Consider the following 15,621-nt stretch of genomic DNA (forward strand, 5'->3'; position numbering starts at 1 on the left):
CACTCTCGGCGCGGTCTCGCCCGGCGGTCCCCGCCGCGACGGCCCTGGACGCCCGCGCTCAGGCGGCCGGCGTCCAGGTGTAGGGCGACCCCGCGGCGATGCGGACGTACTCCCCGGCGCCGCCCAGGCCGCCCACCAGGCGGTCGGCGAGCGCGCGGCCCGGCTCGGACAGGATCGCGTCGTGGATCGGCGCCGCGACCCGCGGGTGCACCGCCCGCACGTAGTCGATCGCCTCGGCGAGCTTGAGCCACGGCGCGGCGACGGGCACGAGCAGCACCTCGACCCGCGTCCCGGCGGGCGGCTCGGTGAACGCGTCGCCCGGGTGCAGCAGGCCACCGTCCACCAGGTACCCCACGTTTCGCGGGCGCGGCACGTCCGGGTGGATCAGCGCGTGCTGCTCCCCGACCGCCCGGACCTCGAACCCCGCCGCCTCGAACACGTCCCCGGCGACGACGGCCCGCACGCGCGCCGCCGGTGCGCCGGCCTCGACCAGCTGCGCGACCACATCGGCCGGCGCCCACGCCGCGAGCCCGTGGCGCCCGGCGAGCGCCGCCGCGAGGCGCGCGACGTCGACGTGGTCGACGTGCTCGTGCGTGACGAGCACGGCCTCGGCGTCGTCGAGGACGGTCAGGTCGCTGAACGACCCGGGGTCGAGCACGAGCCGCCGCCCCGCGCGCTCGAGGCGGACGCAGGCGTGGCCGTGGTGCGTGATCGTCGTGTCGGTCATGCCAGCAGCATCGCCCCAGGTCGGTGCCGCGTCGACCCGGCACCCGGGCGGGTGCGGACGCGATTCCGCGAACCCGTGCCGTCCCGCTACGGTGTGCCCGTGCTGGTGCTGGGAGTGTGCTCGCTCAAGGGCGGCGTGGGGAAGACGTCCGTGACCCTCGGGCTGGCGTCGGCGGCGCTGGAGCGCGGGCTGCGGACGCTCGTGGTCGACCTCGACCCGCAGGGCGACAGCACGCTCGCGCTGGCGACCGGGCGGGCCGACGCCGACGTCGCCGCGGTGCTCGACTCCCCCACCGCGGAGAGCATCGCCGCCGCCACCGCGCCGAGCGCGTGGGCCGACGCCGGGCTGGACGTGCTGGTCGGCTCCGCCGCGTCGTCCCGGCACGACGCGTACGACGGCGCGGACCAGGACGTCGACCGGCTGCGGTTCGCGCTGGCCTGGGTGCACGACTACGACCTGGTGCTGGTCGACTGCCCGCCGTCGCTCGGCGGGCTGACCCGGACGGGCCTGACGGCGTGCGACCGCGCCGTCGTCGTCACGGAGCCCGGCCTGTTCTCGGTCACCGCCGTCGGCCGCGCGATGAAGACGATCGACGACCTGCGCCGCGGGCCCGCCGGGCAGCTGCAGCCGCTCGGCGTCGTCGTGAACCGGGTCAAGGCACGCTCGACCGAGCAGGCGTTCCGCCTCGAGGAGCTGCGCGGGCTGTACGGCCCGCTGGTGCTCACCCCGTTCGTGCCCGAGCGCGCCGCCCTGCAGCAGGCGCAGGGCGCCGCCCAGCCGGTGCACGCGTGGCCCGGCGCCGGCGCGCGCGAGGTGGCCGGGGCGTTCGAGGACCTGCTGGACCGGGCCCTGCGGGCGCCGCGCGCCTGACGCCGCCCCGGCCCGCCCGCGGGCTCTGGGCCTGACCGGGCTCGACCGGGCTCGACCGGGCTCGACCGGGCTCGACCGGAGCGTTCTGCCCGACACGCACCGGCGTGTCGGGCGGGACGCTCCACCCGAGGCCCGCGTGACCCGCGCCGCGCACGCAGGACGGCCCGGACCCCGCGCGGGGTCCGGGCCGTCCCGGTGTCGTGGTGGCGTCAGCCGGCGTTGCGCGCCCGGCGGCGCTCGGCGAGCTCGTCGTGCGCGTGGGCGGCGACGCCCTCGTCCTCGGCGCGCTCGGTCGGCATCTCCGCGAGCGTGCCCTCGACCTCGCGCCAGACCCGGCCGACCGCGATGCCGAACACGCCCTGACCGCCCTGGACCAGGTCGATGACCTCGTCGGCGGAGGTGCACTCGTACACGCTCGCGCCGTCGGACATCAGGGTGATCTGCGCGAGGTCGTCGACGCCGCGCTCGCGCAGGTGGCCGACCGCCGCGCGGATCTGCTGCAGGGACACCCCGGTGTCGAGCAGCCGCTTCACGACCTTGAGCACGAGGATGTCGCGGAACGAGTACAGCCGCTGCGTGCCGGAGCCGGTCGCGGGGCGGACGGACGGCTCGACGAGCCCGGTGCGGGCCCAGTAGTCGAGCTGCCGGTAGGTGATCCCCGCGGCGCGGCACGCGGTCGGGCCGCGGTACCCGGTGGTGACGTCGAGGTCGGGGAGGTCGTCGCCGAACAGGAGGCCCTGCGCGCGCTGCGGGACGCCGCCCGTCGCCTCCGCTGTCTGCTCGGTGCCGGTCACGGGGTCCTCCACTCGTCGCGCCCGCGCGCCGGGGGCGGCGTGTCGGGAATGCAGTGCTCTGCTGTTCTGGGTGCAACGCTAGGGCCGCCACCAGGGGTGGTCAACGACCGCCGCGCCAGCGGCTCTCGGCGTGTCGCGCGCGGCGTGTCTTACCCTCCACCTGAGGTTGAACCTCGGTCCCTGCCGCCCGGCTCCCCGCGCTCGAAGTCGTCCGGCGACACGTGGTCCAGGAACTCCCGGAACTGGGCGACCTGCTCGTCCGGGTTGCCGCCCGCGGCCGCCTCGTCGGCCTCCTCCGGCGTGGCGGGCGCCGCCTCGACGCCGACCTCCGCCAGCACGTCCGTGGCGCACAGCACCGGGCAGCCCACCCGCACGGCCAGGGCGATCGCGTCCGACGCGCGGGCGTCGACCCGGGTCCGCCGGTCCCCCAGCACGAGCGCCGCGTGGAACACGCCGCCGACCAGCTCGGTGATCTCGACCTGCCGCACGCGGACGTCCAGGGCGATCAGGACGTCGCGGAGCAGGTCGTGCGTCATCGGCCGCGGCGGCACCACACCGGCCTGCGCGGTGGCGATCGCGCCCGCCTCGGTCGGCCCGATCGCGATCGGCACGATCAGCTCGCCGACGGGCTCGAGCAGCAGCACGACGAGCTCGTCGTCACCCGGGTGGCGGCGCACCCCGAGCACCTCGAGCTGGACCAGGTCGTCCTCGTGCATGCGCCCACGCTACGACGAGCGGGCGCACCGTGCACCGGGCCGCGCGGGCCCGTCCGGCGCGCGCCCCGACGCGCCGGGCGACGCGCCGGCCGTCAGGGCGCGAGGTCCGCCACGCCCGCCCGGACCAGCGCGGTGTTCAGCCGGGCGCACAGCTCGCCGACCTCGGCCGCGACCGTGCTCGCGCGCCCGCGGGCGGACGGCGACGACTGCCCCCGCCACGGCGCGACGACCGCCTCGACCATGTCCAGCTGCCGGTCGGCGGCGCTGCGGAACGCCCGCAGGTGCCGCGGCTCCAGCCCGTGCTCCGCGAGGGCGGCCGCGGCGAGCACGACCTCCTTCGCCCAGGCGTCCAGGTGGCCCGACGCCGACGGGCGCAGCACGCCCGCCTGCACGAGGTCGACCACGACCTGCTCGTCGACGCCGGCCTCCCGGGCCAGGGCGGCGGTCGTGAACCGCGCGTCGTTGGCGCCGGAGCGCGGCACCCCGTCCTCGGTCACGACGAGGGAGACCGGCTCGGTCTCCTCGCCGGCGTCCAGGGCGGCCAGCCGCTCGCCGATCACCTTGAGCGGCACGTAGCGGTCCCGCTGCTCGCGCAGCACGTAGCGCAGGCGCTCCAGGTCGGCCGGGCTGTACTGCCGGTACCCGGACGGCGTCCGCACCGGCTCCACCAGGCCCTGCTCCTCGAGGAACCGGAGCTTGGAGTTGGTCACGGCCGGGAACTCGATGCGCAGCGCGGCGAGCACGTCGGAGATCCGCATGCTGGCCTGCCGGGACAGCCCGCGCGGCCACGGCCCCTCGGCGACGACGGCCTCCGCGGCCCGCGCGTCCGCGCCGCGCGGGTCACCGGGCGCGGCTGCGCCGTCGGCTGCCGGGCCCGTCCCCGCGCGCCGCGCGGCCCGGGCCGCGCTCACTGCGCGGGGCCGGACGGCTGCGCGCCGGCCCGGGCCGCCGGGCTCGGGTGGAACGTCATCCGGAACTTGCCGATCTGCACCTCGTCGCCGGCGCGGAGCACCGCGGAGTCGATCCGCTCGCGGTTCACGTACGTGCCGTTGAGCGAGCCCACGTCCCGCACGACGAAGTCGTCCAGCTCGCGCACAAACTCGGCGTGCTTGCGGGAGACCGTGACGTCGTCGAGGAAGATGTCCGCGCTCGGGCTCCGCCCCGCGACCGTGCGGTCGGCGTCCAGCAGGAACCGCGCGCCCGAGCTCGGGCCGCGCTGCATGACGAGCAGCGCGGACGTGCGCGGCAGCGCCTGGACGGCGGCGGCCTGCTCGGGGGTGAGGCCCACCGGGCCCGCGGGCTCGGTCTCCAGCGCGCCGAGCGAGCCGAAGCTGATCGTCGTGTCGGGAGCCGCCGAGATGGGCGCACCCTCGTGCGCCACCGGGCGCGGCTCGCCGCCCGGCACCTGCTGCTCGTCGCTCATGACACCCTCCCAGACCTGCTGCTGCGCGCCCCCGACCTGCACCGGGGTCCCGGACAGCCTAAGCGCCCGGACCACCTGCGCACACCCCACCGTCCGGGTGTCGGCACCCGGGTCGGGAGCGTCACTGGTCGCCGGAGGCCTCCGGCTGCGCGTGCTGCGGGTCGGCGACCTCGCGCGTGGCGGTGACCTCGACCCGGTCCTGCGACGACACGGAGGCCGTGCCGCCGTCGATCTGCACCTTCGCCAGCGCCCCGCCGGGGATCGCCAGCGCGGTCGCCATCGTCTCCGGCTCCCCCACGGCGACCCACCGGTACGGCGGCGCGACGGGCGCGCCGTCCACCTCGATGCCGCCGTCGGTGCCGAGCACGTAGCTGGACGCCGTCAGCCGCCGGTCGTTGAGCTGCACGGCCTCGGCGCCGGCGTTGCGGAGCTCCTCGAGCAGGTTGAGCAGCGTCAGCGCCGACACCGCGCGGTCCGGGTCCGAGATCGTCACGGTGACGCCCGGGCCCTCGGCGGGCAGCCGGCCGGACAGGATGCCCTGGGCGGCGGCGCTGCGGGTCGCGGCCTCGAGCGCGGCCTCGCGGCTCGTCCCGGCGGACTGCAGGTCCTGGCGGGTGCGCTCGAGCTCGGCGACCTGGTCCTGCAGGTCGTCCGCCTGCCGGGTCGTCTGGTCCAGCAGCGACACCAGCTCGGACTCCCGCATCACCGACAGGCTCTCGGTGTCGGTCTGCCGCACCTGCACGGCGATCGCGAAGCCCAGCAGGACGCACAGCACGCCGGTGAGCGCCTGGGCGCGGGTGGCGCGCGGGCGCAGGGCGCGGCCCAGCGCGCGCCAGCCGACGACCGGCGCCGGCTGCCGCTGCGGCTCGGGCCCGCTCACGCCCGTCACGCCTTGAACAGGTGCCGCCGGATCGCGGCGACGTTGGAGAAGATCCGGATGCCGAGCACGACGACCACGCCGGTGGACAGCTGCGAGCCGACGCCGAGCTGGTCGCCCAGGAACACGATGAGCGCGGCCACGACCACGTTGGACAGGAACGACACCAGGAACACCCGGTCGTCGAACAGCCCGTCGAGGACCGCGCGGAAGCCGCCGAACAGCGCGTCCAGCGCCGCCACCACCGCGATGGGCAGGTACGGCTGCAGCGCCGCCGGCACCGTGGGCTCCAGGACCAGTCCCGCCACCACGCCGACGATCAGGCCGATCACCGCGATCAACTCAGTCCCCCTCGCTCACGTCGTCCCCGGACAGTGTGCCCGACGACTCCCCCGTCGCCGCGGGGCCGGTCGTCCCGGCGTCCGGCAGGACGGGCACGCCCTCCGGCAGCTCCGCCGACCGCAGCGTCACGGTCCCCGCCGCCGGCAGGTGCAGCTCCCGCTGCGACGACACCTGGGTCGGGATGCCGTAGGTCGACTGCAGGACGGCGAGCAGCTGCCCGCCCGACGTGCGCGTGAGCGCCGTCTGCATGCCCTGCGGGTCGCCGATCGCCTCGACCGCGTACGGCCCGACCAGCGGCACGACGTCCACCAGGATCGCGTCGCCCGCGGTGCGGATGGCGGTCGTCGGGCCGAGGCGCTGCCCGTTCACCGCGATCGCCTCCGCACCCGACGCCCACAGGCCGTTGACCACCAGCTGCAGGTCGGAGTCGCGCACCCGTCCGTCCGGGTCGTCCTGGTCGGTGCCGGTGTCCGCGTCCTGGAGCGTGATCCGCAGGCCGTCGCCGGTGACCGCCGTCGCCCCGGACGCGATCGAGTCGACCGCCAGCCGGTCGAGCAGCGGGGAGTCGACGGCGGACAGCCCCTGCTCCTGCAGGTCGGCGATCTCGTCCGACAGCGCGGCGCTGCGGTCGCGCAGCCGCTCCAGCTCGGCGCTCCGCTCGGTGATCTGGTCGGCGAGCACCTCCCGCGCGGCGAGCGCCGACGGCTGCGGGGCGCGCAGGGCGAGCACGGACCACGTCGTCGCCGCGCCGAGGACCACCGCCAGCGCGGCGACCGCCACCGTCCCGCGCCCGCCGCGCCGCCGCGGGGTGCCGGCCCGCGCGCGCCGCTCGGCGGCGTCCTGGTACTCGGGGTCGAGGGGGTGCTGGGTGACCTCGGTCAGCAGCGACATCGAGGCGTCGGGGCGGCGCCACGCGGGGGCGCGCCCGGGCCGGGCGGAGCCGGACGGCTCCGTCACACGGCCACCGTGCGGGGCTCGCCCGCGTCGGCGCCGCCGCGCCGGCCGACCAGCACCCACGCCTGGCGCACGTACAGCGCGCCGGCGAACCAGTACAGGGCGACGCCCCACCACGCGCAGGCCCAGCCGAGCACCGACGCCAGGTCGCCCACGATCCCGCCCCAGTGCGCCAGCAGGAGCAGCGGGAACGCGTACAGCAGGGCGAACGTGCCGGCCTTGCCGGCCAGGTGCACCTGCAGCGGGCCGTACCCGTGCCGGGCCAGGACGACGAGCATGACGAGCAGCATCGCCTCGCGCGCCAGGAGCACGGCGACGAGCCACCACGGCACGACGCCGCGCGCGGCGAGGCCGAGCAGCGTCACGAAGATGAACAGGCGGTCCGCCGCGGGGTCGAGGACCTGGCCGAGGCGCGACACCTGCCCGAGCCGGCGCGCGAGGACGCCGTCGAGCCAGTCGCTGGCCCCGGAGCCGGCGAGGACCACGAGGGCCCACCCGTCGTGCCCGGCGACGATCAGCACGGCGAACACCGGCACCATCAGCAGCCGGACGAGGCTGATGGCGTTCGGCACGGTGAGGACGCGGTCGCTCACCACGTCCCGCTCCGCCACAGCTCTCCCGCCTCGTTCGCCCTGCTCGACGCCGCACATCCTACGCAGGTGGCGACCGCTTCCCGGGCCACCTCGCCCCCCGGCCGCGTCGCCGGCCGAAGGTGCGCGCCCCGCGGCTGTGGTTCGCTGGCCGCATGGCCCACGTCAACGACCCCGCCGTGATCCGCCGCCTGCTCACCACGCCCGGCACCTGGGCCGTCGTCGGGCTGTCGACCAACCGCGCGCGGGCCGCGTACGGCGTGGCCGCGTACCTGCAGGACCTCGGCCAGACGATCGTGCCCGTGCACCCGCGCGCCGAGACGGTGCACGGCGCCGCCGGCGTGCGCACGGTCGCGGAGGTGGCCGGGCCGGTCGACGTGGTCGACGTGTTCGTGAACTCGGGACTCGCGGGCGACGTGGTGGACCAGGCGATCGCGTGCGGGGCCCGGGCGGTCTGGCTGCAGCTCGGGGTCGTCGACGAGGACGCCGCCGCGCGGGCCGCCGCCGCGGGGCTCGACGTCGTGATGGACACCTGCCCGGCGATCGAGGGCCGGCGGCTCGGGCTGGGCTGACGGGCCCTCCGGCGAGGCGGGGCCGCCGTGTGCCCGAGGTCACCGCACGACCGCCCCGCGTTCCGGGCCCCGCGCCGCTAGACTGGTGGCACTCGGAGTTCAGTCGCAGTGTCCCGTGATGTGCGTGCCGAGGCCCCCTCCTCTGACGTGGCGGCCTCGTGATGTGTGGGTGTGGGAGTGCGACCGCGTGGCCGACCGGAGACCCGGGCGGCGCACAGCTCCCCCCAGCGACACGAAACGGTGCTGTCCTCCATGACGTCTGTGCTCGACCCTGCCCTGCCCTCGTCCGACGCGACCGCCGCGACGACCACCACCTTCGCCGACCTCGACCTCCCCGCGCCGCTGCGCGAGGCCGTCCTGGAGCTCGGCTTCACCACCCCGACGGCGATCCAGGCCGAGGCCATCCCGGCGCTGCTCGCCGGCCGCGACATCACCGGCGTCGCCCAGACCGGCACCGGCAAGACCGCCGCGTTCGGCCTGCCGCTGCTCGCCGCGGTCGACCCGGAGCTCCGCGAGGTCCAGGCGATCGTCCTGGCCCCGACCCGCGAGCTCGCCATGCAGGTCGCCGAGGCGCTCGAGTCGTTCGCGTCGAAGATGCCCGGCCTCGAGGTCGTCCCGGTGTACGGCGGCTCGCCGTACCTGCCGCAGCAGCGCGCGCTGCGCGGCGGCGCCCAGGTCGTCGTCGGCACGCCGGGTCGCGTCATCGACCACCTCGACCGCGGCTCGCTCAAGCTCGACGCCGTGCGGTTCCTCGCGCTGGACGAGGCCGACGAGATGCTCCGCATGGGCTTCGTCGACGACGTCGACCGCATCGCCTCCGCGACGCCGGCCTCCAAGCAGGTCGCGCTGTTCTCCGCGACCATGCCGCCGGCCATCCGGCGGGTCGCCGCGCAGCACCTGACCGACCCGGTCGAGATCACCGTCGCCCGCCAGTCCTCGACCGTGTCCAGCGTCCGGCAGACCTACGCGGTCGTGCCGTTCCGCCACAAGGCCGGCGCCCTGGCCCGCGTGCTCGCGGTGTCCGACGCCGACGCGGCGATCGTGTTCGTCCGCACCCGCAGCGCCGCCGAGGACGTCGCGGTCTCGCTCGTCGAGCGCGGCGTGGCCGCCGCCTACATCTCGGGCGACGTGGCGCAGGGCGACCGCGAGAAGATCGTCGAGCGGGTCCGCTCCGGCGCGATCAACGTGCTGGTCGCCACCGACGTCGCCGCCCGCGGCCTCGACATCGACCGCATCGGGCTCGTCGTGAACTTCGACGTCCCGGGCGAGCCCGAGGCCTACGTGCACCGCATCGGCCGCACCGGCCGCGCCGGCCGCACCGGCGAGGCGCTCACGTTCGTCACCCCGAACGAGAACGGCAAGCTCCGCGCGATCGAGCGGACCACCCGTCAGCAGCTCGAGCAGATCCAGATCCCGTCCCCCGCGGACGTGTCGGCGCACCGCGTCGCCGCGCTGCTCGCCCGGGTCCCGGCCCGCCGCGACGTCGGCCGCCTGGACCTGTACCGCACGGCCGCCGCGGAGTTCCTGGCCGCGCACCCGGAGACGGACGCCGCCGAGCTCGTCGCGGTGCTCGCCGCGCTGGCCGTCGGCGACGAGGGCCCGGCGCCCCGCCCGACCGAGGGCGACGACCTGGACGACGCCCTGTCCCGCGCACATCTCGCGCCGGAGCGCGGCCCGCGCCGCGACGGTGCCGAGGGCGGGCGCCCGCGCAGCGCCGCCCGCACCAGCAGCGGCGGCCCGCGCTACCGCCTCGCGGTCGGCTCGAAGGACGGCGTGCAGCCCGGCGGCATCGTCGGCGCGCTCACCAACGAGGGCGGCCTGACCGGCAAGGACCTCGGGAAGATCGACATCTTCTCGACGTTCTCGCTCGTCGAGATCCCCGCGGGCCTGTCCCCCGAGGCGTTCGACCGCATCGGCCGCGCCCGCGTCGCCGGCCGCCCGCTGCGCATCCGCGTGGACGAGGGCCCGCGCGCGGCCGCCCGTCCGGACCGCGGCGCGTCCCGCGGGCCGGCTCACCACGGCCCGCGCACCGGCCGGGACGGCGCCCGCGAGGGCGGCTACGGCTCGCGCGAGGGCTACGGCTCCCGCGACGGCGGCCGGGACTTCGGCGGCCGCGACGCGCGCACCCGCCGCCCGTCCACCCCGCGCTGACCCGCGCGGCGGGGCGCCCCTGAGGCGCCCGCGCCGACGCGAAGGGCCCGGCACCGATCACGGTGCCGGGCCCTTCCGTCGTCTCCGGAGGCGGGGGGCTCCCCGAGGCGGGGGCTCCCCGAGGCGGGGGTTCCGGAGGCGGGGCTCGCCGAGGCGGGGGCTCCCCGAGGCGGGGGTTCCGGAGGCGGGGCTCGCCGAGGCGGGGGCTCCCGAGATAGGACCTCCGGGCCGAGGTAGGACCGGAAGCGGTCCTACCTCGGCGGAACGGTCCTACCTCGGCGACGTCGCCCGGGAGCGCACGGCGGAACGGACGGACGCCGGGGCGCGCGCCGGGGCCGGGCGGCGGGAACGTCGCGCCCGGTCAGGCCGCGCGGGCCGCCGCGGACGCGACCGCCGCGACGAACGCGTCCACGTCCGCCTCGGTGGTGTCGAACGCGCACATCCACCGGACCTCGCCGGTGGCGCGGTTCCAGTCGTAGAACCGCCGCACCTCGCGCAGCGCGTCGGCCACGCCGGGCGGCAGCGCCGCGAACACCGCGTTGGCGTCCGTGGCCTGCGTGACGCGCACGCCGGGGACCGCCTCGACGCCGGCCCGCAGCCGCTGCGCCATGGCGTTGGCGTGCCGCGCGGAGCGCAGCCACAGGTCGCCCTCGTACAGCGCGATCAGCTGCGCGGACACGAACCGCATCTTGGACGCGAGCTGCATGTCGACCTTGCGCTGGAACGCGATGCCGGGCGTCGACCCGGGGGTCAGCTCGAGGACCGCCTCGCCGAACAGGATGCCGTTCTTGGTGCCGCCCAGGGACACGACGTCGACGCCGACGTCGGTGGTCAGCGCGCGCATCGGCAGGTCGAGCCCCGCGGCGGCGTTGCCGAGCCGGGAGCCGTCCAGGTGCACCCGCAGGCCGAGCGCGTGCGCGTGCGTGGTGATCGCGAGGATCTCGTCCGGCGTGTACACGGTGCCGAGCTCGGTGGCCTGGGTGATCGACACGACGCCGGGCTGGGCGCGGTGCTGGTCGCCGAAGCCGTGCGCGTGCCGGTCGACGAGCTCGGGCGTGAGCTTGCCGTCGGGCGTCGGCACGGTGAGCAGCTTGATGCCGCCGACCCGCTCGGGCGCGGCGTTCTCGTCGGTGTTGATGTGCGCGGTCTCCGCGCAGATGACGGCCCCCCAGCGCGGCAGCATCGTCTGCAGCGCGACGACGTTCGCGCCGGTGCCGTTGAACACCGGGTACGCGGTCGCGTCGGCGCCGAAGTGGCCGCGCAGCACGTCCTGCAGGTGCTCGGTGTACGGGTCGGCGCCGTAGCCGGCGACGTGCCCGTCGTTGGCGGCGGCGAGGGCCGCGAGGATCTCGGGGTGCACCCCGGCGTAGTTGTCGGAGGCGAAGTCGTGCCGGGCGGGGTCGTGCAGTCTGTCCACCCGCCCATCCTCCCCCACCGGAGCGGATGCCCCGGTCAGGGGGTCAGCGGGTCACCGCGCCGCCGCGGCCTCGGCGGCGTGCCGGGCCCGGCACTCGGCGCAGGTCCCGAGCAGCTCGATCGTGTGCTCGACGTCGGAGAAGTCGTGCGCGGCGCCGACCTGCTCGGCCCACGCCTCGGCGCCGGGGCCGTCGATCTCGACCGCCTTGCCGCAGGAGCGGCAGACCAGGTGGTGGTGGTGGCTGCGCCGGACGCACCGGCGGTACACCGCCTCGCCGTCGGGCGAGCGCAGCACGTCGACCTCGCCGGCGTCGGCGAGCGTCTGGACGGCGCGGTAGACGGTCGCGAGGCCGGTGGTGGAGCCCTGCGACTTCAGCAGGTCGTGCAGCTGCTGGGCGGAGCGGAACTCGTCGAGGTCGTCGAGCAGCCCGAGGATCTCGGTGCGCTGCTTCGTGGTGCGCTGCGTGACGGCCATCGTGCGTGCTCCCTCCTGCCGGTCGCCCCTCGTGCGGGGCGGCGGACCATGCTACTCAACGCACGAGCACCCGCGATCCGTTCCCCGGTGCCGCGCGCGCCGCGAGCCGGGGACCCGTCGGGTCCCCGGCTCGCGCGGTGGTGCGGGGTCGCTCAGTTGGCGACGGCGCGCTTGAGGGCGCTGCCGGCGGTCAGCTTGACGCGGTAGCCGGCCGGGATGTCCAGCTTCTCGCCGGTCTGCGGGTTGATGCCGGTGCGCGCGGCACGGTCGGCACGCGACACCGCGAGCAGACCCGGGATGGTCACGCTCTCGCCGGCGCTGAGCTGCTCGACCAGGACCTCCTGGAAGGCCTTGAGGGCCGCGTCGGCAGCGGTGTTGGTGAGCCCGGCCTTGGCGGCGATGGCCTGGACGAGCTCGGTGCGGTTCACGCTCACGGATGTGCTCCTATGTGTTCGAACTGGGTGCGCGGGCCGCTCGGCGCCCCGCGAGGGCGTCAGCTTCCGGCGGACCGTCGCGGACGACCATAACGGCAGGCAGCGCGCTTCCGCGCATCGCCACGCGGGCGGTGTGTCGCTCAGGCAGCGACTCTCCGGCCCTCGAGGTGCCCGAGCAGCCGGTCCAGCGGCCAGGCGTCGAGCACCCGGTCGGGCCCGATCCCGTGCGCGGCGGCCCGGTCGCAGCCCACCGGCTGCCAGGACAGCTGCCCCGGCGCGTGCGCGTCGGTGTCGACGGTGAACAGGCAGCCGGCGTCGACCGCGACGTCGAGCAGCGCGTGCGGGGGGTCCAGGCGGTCGGGCCGGCAGTTCACCTCGACGGCCACGCCGTGCTCCGCGCAGTCGGCGAACACGGCGGCCGCGTCGAACTCGCTCTGCGGCCGCTGCCGCTTCCCCGTGAGCTGCCGGCCGGTGCAGTGGCCGAGCACGTCGACCCGCGGGTTCGCCACGGCGGCGCGCATCCGCCGGGTCATCGCCGCGGAGTCCATCCGGAGCTTGGAGTGGACCGACGCCACGACGACGTCGAGCCGGTCCAGCAGCTCGGGCTCCTGGTCGATCGACCCGTCGTCCAGGATGTCGACCTCGATGCCGGTGAGCACCCGGAACGGCGCGATCGCCCGGTTCAGCGCCTCGATCTGCTCGATCTGCGCCCGGAGCCGCGCCGGGGACAGGCCGTTCGCGACGGTCAGCCGCGGCGAGTGGTCCGTGATCGCGAGGTACTCGTGCCCGAGCTCCATCGCGGCCAGCACCATCTCCTGCGCCGTCGTCGACCCGTCGCTGGCCTCGGTGTGCGCGTGCAGGTCGCCGCGCAGGGCCGCCCGCAGCGCGGCCCCGTCGCCCGAGGCCTCCGCCGCCGGGTACCGCTGCTCCAGGTCGAGCAGGTAGGGCACGGGCCCGCCCGCCGCCGCGGCCGCGGCGACCTCGGCGGTGCGCGCGCCGACGCCGGGCAGGTCGGTCAGCGTGCCCGCGGCGAGGCGCGCGCGGACCTCGTCGGGGCCCACGCGCTCGATCGACCGCACCGCGGCGCGGAACGCGTCCGCCCGGTACGACGTCGCGCCGCCGCGCTCGAGCAGGAACGCGGCGCGCCGGAGCGCGGCGACGACCGCCTCGTGGACGGCGCCGGGGTCGGAGGTCCCCACGTGTCAGGACGCCCGCTTGCGCCGGGTGCGCGCGGGCTTCTCGTCGGCCGCCTTGTCGTCGGCCGGCTTCTCGTCGTCGGCCTTCTTCGCCCGGGACCGCGTCGACGTCGAGCGCCGCGCGGGCTTCTCGTCCGCCTCACCGTCGTCGTCGCCGGCCTTGGACCGGGACCGCCGGGCCGGGGCCTTCTTCTCGGGCTTCTCCTCGGCCGCGGGCGCCTCGTCCGCCTGGGCACCGCCGCCACCGCGGGCCTTCTCGACGCTCCGCTGCAGCGCGGCGAGCAGGTCGACGACCTCGCCGGCGGCCTGGCCGCCCTCGCCGACCTCCTCCTTCTGCGGCACCGCCTGCGTCCGGCCGGACGACACCTTGGCCTCGATGACCTGCTCGAGCGCCGCGCGGTACCGGTCCTCGAACCCGGACGGGTCGAAGTCGGACGCGAGCGACTCCACCAGCGACGACGCCATCGCCAGCTCCTGCGGCCGCACGGTCACGTCCTGGTCGAGGATCGGGAAGTCGGCCTCGCGCACCTCGTCCGGCCACAGCAGCGTCTGCAGGCAGATCACGTCGTCCCGCACCCGCAGCACGGCCATCGACTCCCGCTGCCGCAGGGCGACCTTGACGACGGCCATCCGGTCGGTGCTGGTCAGCGCCTCGCGCAGCAGCGCGTACGGCTTGGCGGCCGTGCGGTCGGGCTCGAGGTAGTACGTCTTGGCGAGCAGGATCGGGTCCACCTGGTCGGCGGGCACGAACTCGATCACCTCGATCTCGCGCTCGGTGGCCAGCGGCAGCTGGTCGAGGTCCTCGTCGGTGAGCACGACGAGCTGGCCGTCGTCGGTCTCGTAGCCCTTGGCGATCTCGCTGTACTCGACCGGCTCGTCCTCGATCGAGCACACCTTGCGGTACCGGATCCGGCCGCCGTCCTTCTTGTGCACCTGGTGCAGCGGGACCTCGTGCTCCCCCGTGGCGGCGTAGAGCTTGACGGGCACGTTGACCAGCCCGAACGCGACGGCGCCCTTCCAGATCGCGCGCACAGTGACCACCCTCCCCGGCGAGGGAGCCCCCCCGCGACGACTTCGCGTGCTGTGGGCAGGATGGACCCGTGCAGCCCATGCTCGCCACCCCTGTGGCCGTTCCCGGTCGTCTGCCCGAGGGTCCCGGCTGGCGGTTCGAGGTGAAGTGGGACGGCGTGCGCATCCTCGCGGACACCACCGGCGACCGCCTCCGGCTCCCCGGCCGCAACGGCCGGGACGCCGCCCTCGCGTACCCCGAGCTCGCGGGCCTGGCCGCGCTGCCGCCCGGGACCGTGGTCGACGGCGAGGTGGTCGCGATGCGCGACGGGGTCCCCTCCTTCCCGGCGCTCGCCGAGCGGATGCACGTGCGGGACCCGGCCCGGGCCGCCGCCCTGGCCCGGCGCGTGCCGGTGAGCTACCTGGTGTTCGACGCCCCGGTCGTCGCGGGCGAGGACCTGACCCGGCGGCCGTTCACCGAGCGGCGCGCATCCCTGGAGGCCCTGGACCTGCCCGAGCACGTCCAGCTCTCCCCCGTGTACGAGGACGGCGACCTGATCTGGGCGGCGACGCGGGCGCAGGGACTCGAGGGCGTGGTGGCCAAGCGCGCGGCCTCGACCTACCAGCCCGGGCGCCGGTCCGCGGACTGGCTCAAGGCCGTGCACCACCGCACCCGCACCGCCGTGATCGGCGGCTGGCGCCCGGAGACGACGGGCAGCGGGCGGATGGGCGCGGTGCTGCTCGGCGCGCGGGACGCGGCCGGCGACCTGCACTTCCTGTGCCGGGCGGGCAGCGGGCTCGCCGGGGCGCTCGCCCGGGACCTGACGGCCGCGCTGCGGCCGCTGGAGCGCGCCACGTCGCCGTTCGCGGAGCGGCTGGAGCCGGTCGACGCCCGCGGCACGGTCTGGGTCGAGCCCGAGGTGCTCCTGGACGTCCGGTACCTCACCCGGACGCCCTCGGGGCGGCTGCGGCAGCCGGTGCTGCGCGGGCGCCGGGACGACGTCCCGCCCGACCCGTGGGAGGCCTGACCCGGTCCGCCCCGCGCGGGCCCGGGACGCCCGCGCCCCGTCCCACCT

18 protein-coding genes are annotated in these 15,621 nt (G+C 76.5%); 4 read left to right on the top strand and 14 right to left on the bottom strand.

What is annotated here, in order from left to right; all coding sequences use genetic code 11:
- Window positions 1-58 precede the first annotated feature (58 nt).
- On the bottom strand, window positions 59-727 hold the full coding sequence (locus Cpa01nite_RS01780) for an MBL fold metallo-hydrolase (RefSeq protein WP_203667018.1): 669 nt from the start codon (window positions 725-727) through the stop codon (window positions 59-61).
- 99 nt (window positions 728-826) lie between these two features.
- Between Cpa01nite_RS01780 and Cpa01nite_RS01785 the strand changes: the two genes are divergently transcribed.
- Window positions 827-1,597 carry a ParA family protein gene (locus tag Cpa01nite_RS01785; RefSeq protein WP_203667019.1) on the top strand — a complete coding sequence of 257 codons (771 nt, stop codon included), beginning with the start codon at window positions 827-829 and terminating at the stop codon, window positions 1,595-1,597.
- Between the two features lie 209 nt (window positions 1,598-1,806).
- On the opposite strand, the gene Cpa01nite_RS01790 is transcribed toward Cpa01nite_RS01785, so the two are convergent.
- From Cpa01nite_RS01790 to clsA, 8 genes are all read right to left on the bottom strand, one after another.
- The gene (locus Cpa01nite_RS01790; RefSeq protein ID WP_203667020.1) at window positions 1,807-2,391 is read right to left on the bottom strand and encodes a MerR family transcriptional regulator; all 585 of its coding nucleotides are present in this window, start codon (window positions 2,389-2,391) and stop codon (window positions 1,807-1,809) included.
- 149 nt (window positions 2,392-2,540) lie between these two features.
- Window positions 2,541-3,107, bottom strand: a complete 567-nt coding sequence (locus Cpa01nite_RS01795) for a bifunctional nuclease family protein (RefSeq protein WP_239068448.1) — start codon at window positions 3,105-3,107, stop codon at window positions 2,541-2,543.
- Between the two features lie 92 nt (window positions 3,108-3,199).
- Window positions 3,200-3,865, bottom strand: coding sequence for a transcriptional regulator FtsR (gene ftsR / locus Cpa01nite_RS01800; protein WP_203667021.1), 666 nt, complete (start codon window positions 3,863-3,865; stop codon window positions 3,200-3,202).
- Between the two features lie 149 nt (window positions 3,866-4,014).
- Window positions 4,015-4,530 (bottom strand): FHA domain-containing protein, encoded by a 516-nt coding sequence (locus Cpa01nite_RS01805; protein WP_203667022.1) that lies wholly within the window; start codon window positions 4,528-4,530, stop codon window positions 4,015-4,017.
- Between the two features lie 121 nt (window positions 4,531-4,651).
- The gene (locus Cpa01nite_RS01810) at window positions 4,652-5,410 is read right to left on the bottom strand and encodes a DUF881 domain-containing protein (RefSeq protein WP_203667023.1); all 759 of its coding nucleotides are present in this window, start codon (window positions 5,408-5,410) and stop codon (window positions 4,652-4,654) included.
- Window positions 5,411-5,415: 5 nt separating this feature from the next.
- On the bottom strand, window positions 5,416-5,748 hold the full coding sequence (locus Cpa01nite_RS01815) for a small basic family protein (protein WP_147796766.1): 333 nt from the start codon (window positions 5,746-5,748) through the stop codon (window positions 5,416-5,418).
- A gap of 1 nt (window position 5,749) precedes the next feature.
- A complete protein-coding gene (locus tag Cpa01nite_RS01820; protein WP_203667024.1) occupies window positions 5,750-6,706 on the bottom strand; it encodes a DUF881 domain-containing protein in 957 nt (318 codons plus the stop codon).
- Window positions 6,703-7,353, bottom strand: coding sequence for a cardiolipin synthase ClsA (clsA, locus tag Cpa01nite_RS01825; protein ID WP_203667025.1), 651 nt, complete (start codon window positions 7,351-7,353; stop codon window positions 6,703-6,705). The genes Cpa01nite_RS01820 and clsA overlap by 4 nt, the downstream gene beginning before the upstream one ends.
- Window positions 7,354-7,448: 95 nt before the next feature.
- Here clsA and Cpa01nite_RS01830 point away from each other — a divergent pair, with 95 nt between their 5' ends.
- Window positions 7,449-7,865, top strand: coding sequence for a CoA-binding protein (locus Cpa01nite_RS01830; protein ID WP_203667026.1), 417 nt, complete (start codon window positions 7,449-7,451; stop codon window positions 7,863-7,865).
- Window positions 7,866-8,117: 252 nt separating this feature from the next.
- Window positions 8,118-10,016, top strand: a complete 1,899-nt coding sequence (locus tag Cpa01nite_RS01835) for a DEAD/DEAH box helicase (RefSeq protein WP_203667027.1) — start codon at window positions 8,118-8,120, stop codon at window positions 10,014-10,016.
- Between the two features lie 361 nt (window positions 10,017-10,377).
- On the opposite strand, the gene Cpa01nite_RS01840 is transcribed toward Cpa01nite_RS01835, so the two are convergent.
- The 5 genes from Cpa01nite_RS01840 to ku form a co-directional block, all read right to left on the bottom strand.
- Window positions 10,378-11,433, bottom strand: coding sequence for a threonine aldolase family protein (locus tag Cpa01nite_RS01840; protein ID WP_239068450.1), 1,056 nt, complete (start codon window positions 11,431-11,433; stop codon window positions 10,378-10,380).
- Window positions 11,434-11,484: 51 nt separating this feature from the next.
- Window positions 11,485-11,907 (bottom strand): Fur family transcriptional regulator, encoded by a 423-nt coding sequence (locus Cpa01nite_RS01845; RefSeq protein ID WP_203667029.1) that lies wholly within the window; start codon window positions 11,905-11,907, stop codon window positions 11,485-11,487.
- Between the two features lie 152 nt (window positions 11,908-12,059).
- Window positions 12,060-12,341 (bottom strand): HU family DNA-binding protein, encoded by a 282-nt coding sequence (locus Cpa01nite_RS01850; protein ID WP_146840281.1) that lies wholly within the window; start codon window positions 12,339-12,341, stop codon window positions 12,060-12,062.
- A gap of 140 nt (window positions 12,342-12,481) precedes the next feature.
- Window positions 12,482-13,540 carry a PHP domain-containing protein gene (locus Cpa01nite_RS01855; protein WP_203667030.1) on the bottom strand — a complete coding sequence of 353 codons (1,059 nt, stop codon included), beginning with the start codon at window positions 13,538-13,540 and terminating at the stop codon, window positions 12,482-12,484.
- A 3-nt stretch (window positions 13,541-13,543) separates the two neighbouring features.
- Window positions 13,544-14,569 carry a non-homologous end joining protein Ku gene (gene ku / locus Cpa01nite_RS01860; RefSeq protein WP_203667031.1) on the bottom strand — a complete coding sequence of 342 codons (1,026 nt, stop codon included), beginning with the start codon at window positions 14,567-14,569 and terminating at the stop codon, window positions 13,544-13,546.
- A gap of 77 nt (window positions 14,570-14,646) precedes the next feature.
- Here ku and Cpa01nite_RS01865 point away from each other — a divergent pair, with 77 nt between their 5' ends.
- Window positions 14,647-15,573, top strand: a complete 927-nt coding sequence (locus tag Cpa01nite_RS01865; protein ID WP_239068462.1) for an ATP-dependent DNA ligase — start codon at window positions 14,647-14,649, stop codon at window positions 15,571-15,573.
- Window positions 15,574-15,621 lie beyond the last annotated feature (48 nt).

This window comes from Cellulomonas pakistanensis, from assembly GCF_016862755.1.
In the GTDB taxonomy this organism is placed as follows: Bacteria; Actinomycetota; Actinomycetes; order Actinomycetales; family Cellulomonadaceae; genus Cellulomonas; species Cellulomonas pakistanensis.

What these genes read in the sequence shown, in the direction of transcription:
- Cpa01nite_RS01780 (WP_203667018.1), bottom strand. Translation starts at nt 727, where the DNA reads ATGACCGACACGACGATCACGCACCACGGCCACGCCTGCGTCCGCCTC.
- Cpa01nite_RS01795 (WP_239068448.1), bottom strand. Translation starts at nt 3,107, where the DNA reads ATGCACGAGGACGACCTGGTCCAGCTCGAGGTGCTCGGGGTGCGCCGC.
- ftsR (WP_203667021.1), bottom strand. Translation starts at nt 3,865, where the DNA reads ATGCGGATCTCCGACGTGCTCGCCGCGCTGCGCATCGAGTTCCCGGCC.
- Cpa01nite_RS01805 (WP_203667022.1), bottom strand. Translation starts at nt 4,530, where the DNA reads ATGAGCGACGAGCAGCAGGTGCCGGGCGGCGAGCCGCGCCCGGTGGCG.
- clsA (WP_203667025.1), bottom strand. Translation starts at nt 7,353, where the DNA reads ATGTGCGGCGTCGAGCAGGGCGAACGAGGCGGGAGAGCTGTGGCGGAG.
- Cpa01nite_RS01830 (WP_203667026.1), top strand. Translation starts at nt 7,449, where the DNA reads ATGGCCCACGTCAACGACCCCGCCGTGATCCGCCGCCTGCTCACCACG.
- Cpa01nite_RS01835 (WP_203667027.1), top strand. Translation starts at nt 8,118, where the DNA reads ATGACGTCTGTGCTCGACCCTGCCCTGCCCTCGTCCGACGCGACCGCC.
- Cpa01nite_RS01845 (WP_203667029.1), bottom strand. Translation starts at nt 11,907, where the DNA reads ATGGCCGTCACGCAGCGCACCACGAAGCAGCGCACCGAGATCCTCGGG.
- Cpa01nite_RS01865 (WP_239068462.1), top strand. Translation starts at nt 14,647, where the DNA reads ATGCTCGCCACCCCTGTGGCCGTTCCCGGTCGTCTGCCCGAGGGTCCC.